Annotated in this window: 5 protein-coding genes; 4 read left to right on the top strand and 1 reads right to left on the bottom strand. The window is 44.0% G+C overall.

All coding sequences use genetic code 11. The features are described 5' to 3' along the window. Positions 1–342: 342 nt before the first annotated feature. The 4 genes from F3G69_RS09025 to F3G69_RS09010 all read left to right on the top strand — a co-directional run bounded on the left by F3G69_RS09025 (position 343) and on the right by F3G69_RS09010 (position 5,262). Entirely contained in the window at positions 343–2,424 is a 2,082-nt protein-coding gene (locus F3G69_RS09025; RefSeq protein ID WP_149715044.1) for a TonB-dependent receptor, read from the top strand. A gap of 74 nt (positions 2,425–2,498) precedes the next feature. Then, a complete protein-coding gene (locus F3G69_RS09020) occupies positions 2,499–3,533 on the top strand; it encodes an ABC transporter substrate-binding protein (RefSeq protein WP_149715043.1) in 1,035 nt (344 codons plus the stop codon). Next, a complete protein-coding gene (locus F3G69_RS09015) occupies positions 3,533–4,495 on the top strand; it encodes a FecCD family ABC transporter permease (RefSeq protein WP_149715042.1) in 963 nt (320 codons plus the stop codon). Before F3G69_RS09020 ends, F3G69_RS09015 begins: the two co-directional genes overlap by 1 nt. Continuing rightward, positions 4,486–5,262, top strand: a complete 777-nt coding sequence (locus F3G69_RS09010; RefSeq protein WP_149715041.1) for an ABC transporter ATP-binding protein — start codon at positions 4,486–4,488, stop codon at positions 5,260–5,262. Before F3G69_RS09015 ends, F3G69_RS09010 begins: the two co-directional genes overlap by 10 nt. A gap of 246 nt (positions 5,263–5,508) precedes the next feature. Here the strand turns inward: F3G69_RS09010 and F3G69_RS09355 are convergent. After that, on the bottom strand, positions 5,509–5,814 hold a 306-nt coding region (locus tag F3G69_RS09355), incomplete at its 5' end, for a hypothetical protein (RefSeq protein WP_180997319.1).

Genomic DNA, 5,814 nt, shown 5'->3' with positions numbered 1-5,814 from the left:
CTCCTGTTAAGTCATTAAGTGCTCTTGCTATTCCTCCGTTTACGCTTTTAACTACTCCGGCTTCTTTAGCCATCATATTCTCCTTATTGTTTATAGTATTTGAAATTTTGAATGAATTATATAAATTTTAGAAGTATATGTCTATTGTACTGGGGTACAGTGCGAGGAACTATTTAGCACATATCATAAATATCATACCAATCAACATGTATATCTTAGTGTCTTAATATATAGTATAAATATAGCAATTATGGCTTTTTAAAATATAATATCACTTTTATACATATTGAAAATCATTATATATTTCTATATAATTACTCAAATATTTTAAAAGGAGTTTAAATGCAAAGAAAAATCGCGCTTAGCCTCGCTTTGGTCGGCGTTTTGGCCACCGCACAAGACGAAGTAGAGCTAAAATCGCTAGAAGGCATAACCGTCACGGCGCAAAGATCGTCTCAAAGCGTAGACGAGATAAGCAAAAGCGTCTCGGTAGTAGATAAAGAGACGATAGAAAGAAAGCTTGGCAAAAGCGTACCGGAGCTAATCAGCGAGGCGCCGGGGGTTTCAATCGTAAACGAAGGCATGGACTCGGGTACCGTAAACGTGCGAGGTTTTAGTTCGTCTGATTACCGCGTGCCGATGTTCGTAGACGGGCTTAGATTTAGAGGTAGGCCGGCATTTGAGTATTCAATATTTACGCCCGATCAAATCGAAAGGATAGAGATAATAAGAGGTCCCGCTAGCACGCTTTACGGCACGGACGCCTTTGGCGGCATAGTAAATTTAGTCACCAAAAGAGCTAGCGGGGACGTGCACGGCGACTGGGCGTTATCTGATACGTATCTAAGCACCCAGTACCAAAGCGCGAACAAAGGCGTGCAAAATCGCTTACAACTAGGCGTAGTCGGACACGGGTTTGACGCATTGCTGGGCTTAAACTACAAACACGGCAAGGACTACGACACTCCGGCGGGTAAAATTCCAAATACAAGATACAATTATCGAAGCCTTGATTTTAAAGGCGGATATAGCTTTGCCGATTTTCACAGACTTGAGCTCGTAACTAGATACACAGAGTCGCAGCGCGGCGTAGTCGGTACGGCGGTCGGCGCTCCCGGAACGGCGAATAAAAGAGGCTTTCAAAAATACATAAAAGAAGCGCCGCTTAGAGAAAAATACGTCGCGCTAAATTACGAAGGCAACATAAACAATAAAATTTTGCTAGATTCTAGCTTGTATTACAGAGAGCTTTACACGCACCTAAATATAAGGCCTTACATCGGCTCGTTTTCGCCTAGACAGGTCGACAACTACGTAAACGGTCCGAAGGTTTACGGCGGTAAATTTATCGGTAAATTAGTAGGCGACAACCTAACCCAAACCTACGGCGTAGATTTTTATTACGAGGACTGGGATAGCGTGTATCAAAGCGTAAATAACGGTCCTAGATTTCGCAACAGGCTAAGAACCAAACAGCTTGACGTCGCTGGGTTTGGCTTGCTTGAATATGCATTTAGCAACGACGCGATTTTAAGCGCAAATTTACGCTACGACCGCATAAAAACGTCCTTTGATATGGATAGCTCGATGAGTCCAGCCGTAAGAGCATTATACGAAAACGCCAACGATAGAAAAGACGGCAGAGCCAGCTACGGGCTTGGACTTATTTATCCCGTCGTCGGAGGGCTTGAATTCGTAGGAAATTTCTCGACTTCGTTTAGAGCTCCTATGAGCGGCGAGGTTGCTCCGATACTTACGTTTTCGGGCAGCGAGGCGTATCTGCCAAACCCTGATCTAAATATCGAAAAAGGCGTTACTTACGAGGCGGGACTTCGCTATACGGATAAAGCGCTTAGATCGAATTTGATATTTTACACGGGAGACTATAAAGACCTGATAGTCGAGCGAAACTGGCAAAGCGGCGGCGTGACCTACTATCAGTCGCAAAACGTAAATAGAGCCAAGATAAGCGGAGCGGAATTTGACCTCGCATATAAAATTTTATCAAATTTGGAGTTTAAAACAAATCTCGCCTACACGCGCGGCAAAAACAAACAAACCGGCAAGCCGCTTCCGGAGATCGCTCCGCTTAGCGGACGCGTGGCCGTTTCTTATTCGCCGGAGTTTTTGGCAAATTCTTACATAGAGTATAGCGGCGACTGGGCGGCGAGAAAGACGCGTATAGACGATAGCGTAGAGCGCGAGCGAGCAGGATATTTCGTGCATAACCTATACTTGGGCAAGAGTCTGGGCAAACTAGGCTTCTTAAAAGATTTTAGCCTAAATTTCGGCATCGAAAATATCTTCGACAAAGAATACGCCCCGAGCCTAAGCTACGAGCTAATCAGCCAGCCTAGAAGCGCTAGCAATCCGCTAATAAATCCGGGCAGAAATTTCAAACTAGGCTTTAAGGCTAGCTTTTAAAATTTAAATTTGCCGAGCGGGTTTTAAACAGACCCGCTCAAAAGCCCTAAAATTTACAAATTTAAGGATCAAATTTGAGAAAAATCATATCCGTTTTATTGCTACTGGCAGCGACGCTGGGCGCGCTTGAATTTACCGATCAAAGCGGAAACAAACTTCATTTTGACGGTTCGGTTAAAAGCGTAGCTCTGTTTCCGGTGCCGCTAGCTTCGTTTTCTCTTAGCGTCGAAAACAACGTATCTCGCCTAGCCTCCGTCCATCCCGTAGCCAAGAAAAACATCGAGCGCGGAATGCTGGGAAAAATGATAAAAGGCGCAGGTAGTATCCCAGCAGGCGGTATCGGAGATGACTTTACTCCAAACATCGAGGAACTACTAAAACTATCTCCCGATCTTGTCGTGCAGTGGGGCATGAGAGGCGAAAAGATCATCGAGCCGCTGCGAAAAGTAGGCCTAAACGTAGCTTTGGTAAATTTAAGCGGCACGGAGGAAGACCCGCTTTTTTGGTTTGGGATGCTGGGTAAAATTTACGAAAAAGAGCAAAGAGCGGAGCAAATTTTACAAAACAGAGCCGAGGTAAGAGCTAAGATCGAAAATTTCGTAAAAGGGCTTAGCAAAAAACCGAAGGTTCTTTTTATATTCGGCCGAGATAAAAGCTACGAGGCAGCCGGCGGCGGGACGTATTTTGATTACGAGATAAAGCTAAGCGGCGGAGCGAACGCGGCGGATTTCGGGGGATTTAGAATTTTAAATAAAGAAGAAATTCTCGCGCAAAATCCGGACGTTATCTTGCTTAGCAACTTTGACGAGCTAACTCCGCGGGACTTTTTTAACGATAAAATTTTAAAAAACGTAAAAGCCGTCAAGCAAAAAGCCGTCTATAAAATGCCCCTGGGAGGCGATATGTGGGAGCCGCCTACGGGCGAATCGCACCTGGGCTGGGCGTGGTTTAGCGTGCTGTTTTCGGGGCAGGCGCATATAAATTTAAAAGACGAGATGAAAAAGAGCTACAAGTTGCTCTACGGCTACGATCTAAGCGGCGATGAGATAGCTCAAATTTTACGCTTCGATCTAAACGGAGAGAGCAAATTTTACGAGCTTTTTAGATAATGAAAAAGTATCTATTTTTGTCGCTTTTTCTAGCTTTTGCTGTTGTTTTTTCGCTGCTTGCGGGTAGGATTTCGCTTGACGGGCTAAATGATTATTATCAAAACGACAAAGAGACTCTTTACGCTTTGATATTTGACCTACGCCTACCAAGGCTGATAGCGGCGTTTTTGATAGGCGCTAGCCTTAGCGCGGCGGGCGTGATATTTCAGGCGATGTTTGCAAATCCTTTGGTAAGCCCGAATATCCTGGGCGTAGGTAGCGGGGCTGGATTTGGCGCGGTGGTTTGTATTTTAGCCTTCGGTAGCCCCGTAGCCACGCAAATAGGCGCTTTTATTTTCGGCTTTTTAGCCGTCATGATAGCTTACGCCCTGGGCGTTTTGGCAAACAAAAACTCAAAGCTCATGCTGGTGCTTGCGGGCATTATCACGGGAGCGATATTCGAGGCGCTGATCTCTGCCATCAAATACATCGCCGACACGCAAGAAAAGCTACCTAGCATCGTATATTGGCTAATGGGAAGCCTAAGCGCCATATCTTGGAGCGACGTAGCGGCGCTTGCCCCCGTTTGCGTTAGCGGGCTCGTGCTTTTGAGCCTAATGGGCTGGAAGCTAAACATTTTATCCTTAGGCGGCGAACACGCAAGTATTTTGGGCGAGAGTAAATTTTTAGGCTTTATCTTTATCGTGCTTGCTACGCTGATAACGGCCGCAAGCGTAGCCATCGCCGGTATCATCGGCTGGGTCGGGCTTTTGATGCCGCATGTTACGAGGCTGATTTACGGCTCCGATAACTCGCAGCTAGTTCCGATTTCTGCGATTTTAGGCGGGATATTTTTGATGATAACCGACGTTGCGGCTAGAAGCGTGAGCTCGGCTGAAATCCCGCTAAGTATCCTAACTGCGCTTATAGGCGCTCCGATGATCGGCGTCATCATTGTTAAGAAAGGCAAAAGATGGTCTTAAGCGTAGAAAATTTAAGCTTTTCTTACGGGGCGAAGCAAATTTTGCAAAATTTGAGCCTTAGCCTAAAAAGCGGCGAAACGCTTGCGATTTTGGGCCCAAACGGCATAGGCAAATCTACGTTTTTAAAGATTATTTTAGGGCTTTTAAAGGCAAAAGGCGGTCAAATCTTGATCTATGGCCGCGATCATGCCTCTCTTAGCGGCAAAGAGCGCGCCAAGCTCGTAGGATACGTGCCTCAAAGCGAAAATATCGCTTTTAGCTTTAAGGTAAAAGATCTGATTTTAATGGGCGTAAATGCAAACGTCGGTATGTTTTCAAGGCCGAGCACAGAGGATAGGGCGATGGCCGAGGAAGCCGCAAGCATAGCGGGCGTTAGCGAGTACTTAAATTTAAACGTAGACGAGCTAAGCGGCGGCATGATGCAGCTAGCGCTTATAGCTCGCTCGCTAGTACTACGGCCTAAAATTCTTGTCATGGACGAGCCTACGTCGTACCTCGACGTTTTTCATCAAAACGCCGTTCTAAGCCTAATCAAAAGGCTAAATAGCGAGCAAAAAACCTGCGTGATCTTTACCTCGCATCATCCCGATCACGCGCTTGCGGCGGCGGATAAAACCTTGCTATTAAATGGTCCCTTAGGATATGAATTCGGCGCAACGGGTCAAATTTTAAAGGGCGAAAATTTAACGAAACTCTTCGGTATCGATTTTATAAATTTAAACGTCGAAGATAAAAGGAGATTGTTGGTTAGGTGGAATATCGATTAATTATAGAGTGCTTAGGCCTTTATAATAGCTTTCATCAGGTCATAAACCATAAAACTATTATTAGGTGTTTGTAAATTTACTTAATCATTTTAGCTTGAAATAGTCTTATATTTTATTGCAGAAAATTTATACAAAAATAGACAAATAGGTCATTTTACATAGATTAAAAAGACAAACAATTATAAAAATTTAATGACAAGAAAGAATATCCCAAAGGAATTTCCTTTGGGATTAAAAGTATAGATATTAAAGTACGTGTATTTGATCTTGAACTTCGATTGTAGTTGTGCCACTAGTATAAGTAGTATAACCACCAGAACTAGCACCTTTAGTCCAGCTACTTCCAAGAGTAAGCTCATCATTACTATCACCATCTATTTTTAGCTTATTCTCATTACTATCACGTAATATATCTTGAACATTGCTAGCTGTAAGAGTTAAGGTTGTCTTTTCTCCATTAGTCATATCTAGTTTTTCGATATTTTTAACATGACTAAAGTCTATGCTATTGTCAGCTACTTTTAATGTATCAAATCCGGCTCCGCCGTCGAT

It is taken from the genome of Campylobacter concisus, assembly GCF_902460625.1.
Lineage (GTDB): Bacteria > Campylobacterota > Campylobacteria > Campylobacterales > Campylobacteraceae > Campylobacter_A > Campylobacter_A concisus_AD.
This window is presented reverse-complemented; position numbering and strand designations above follow the sequence as displayed.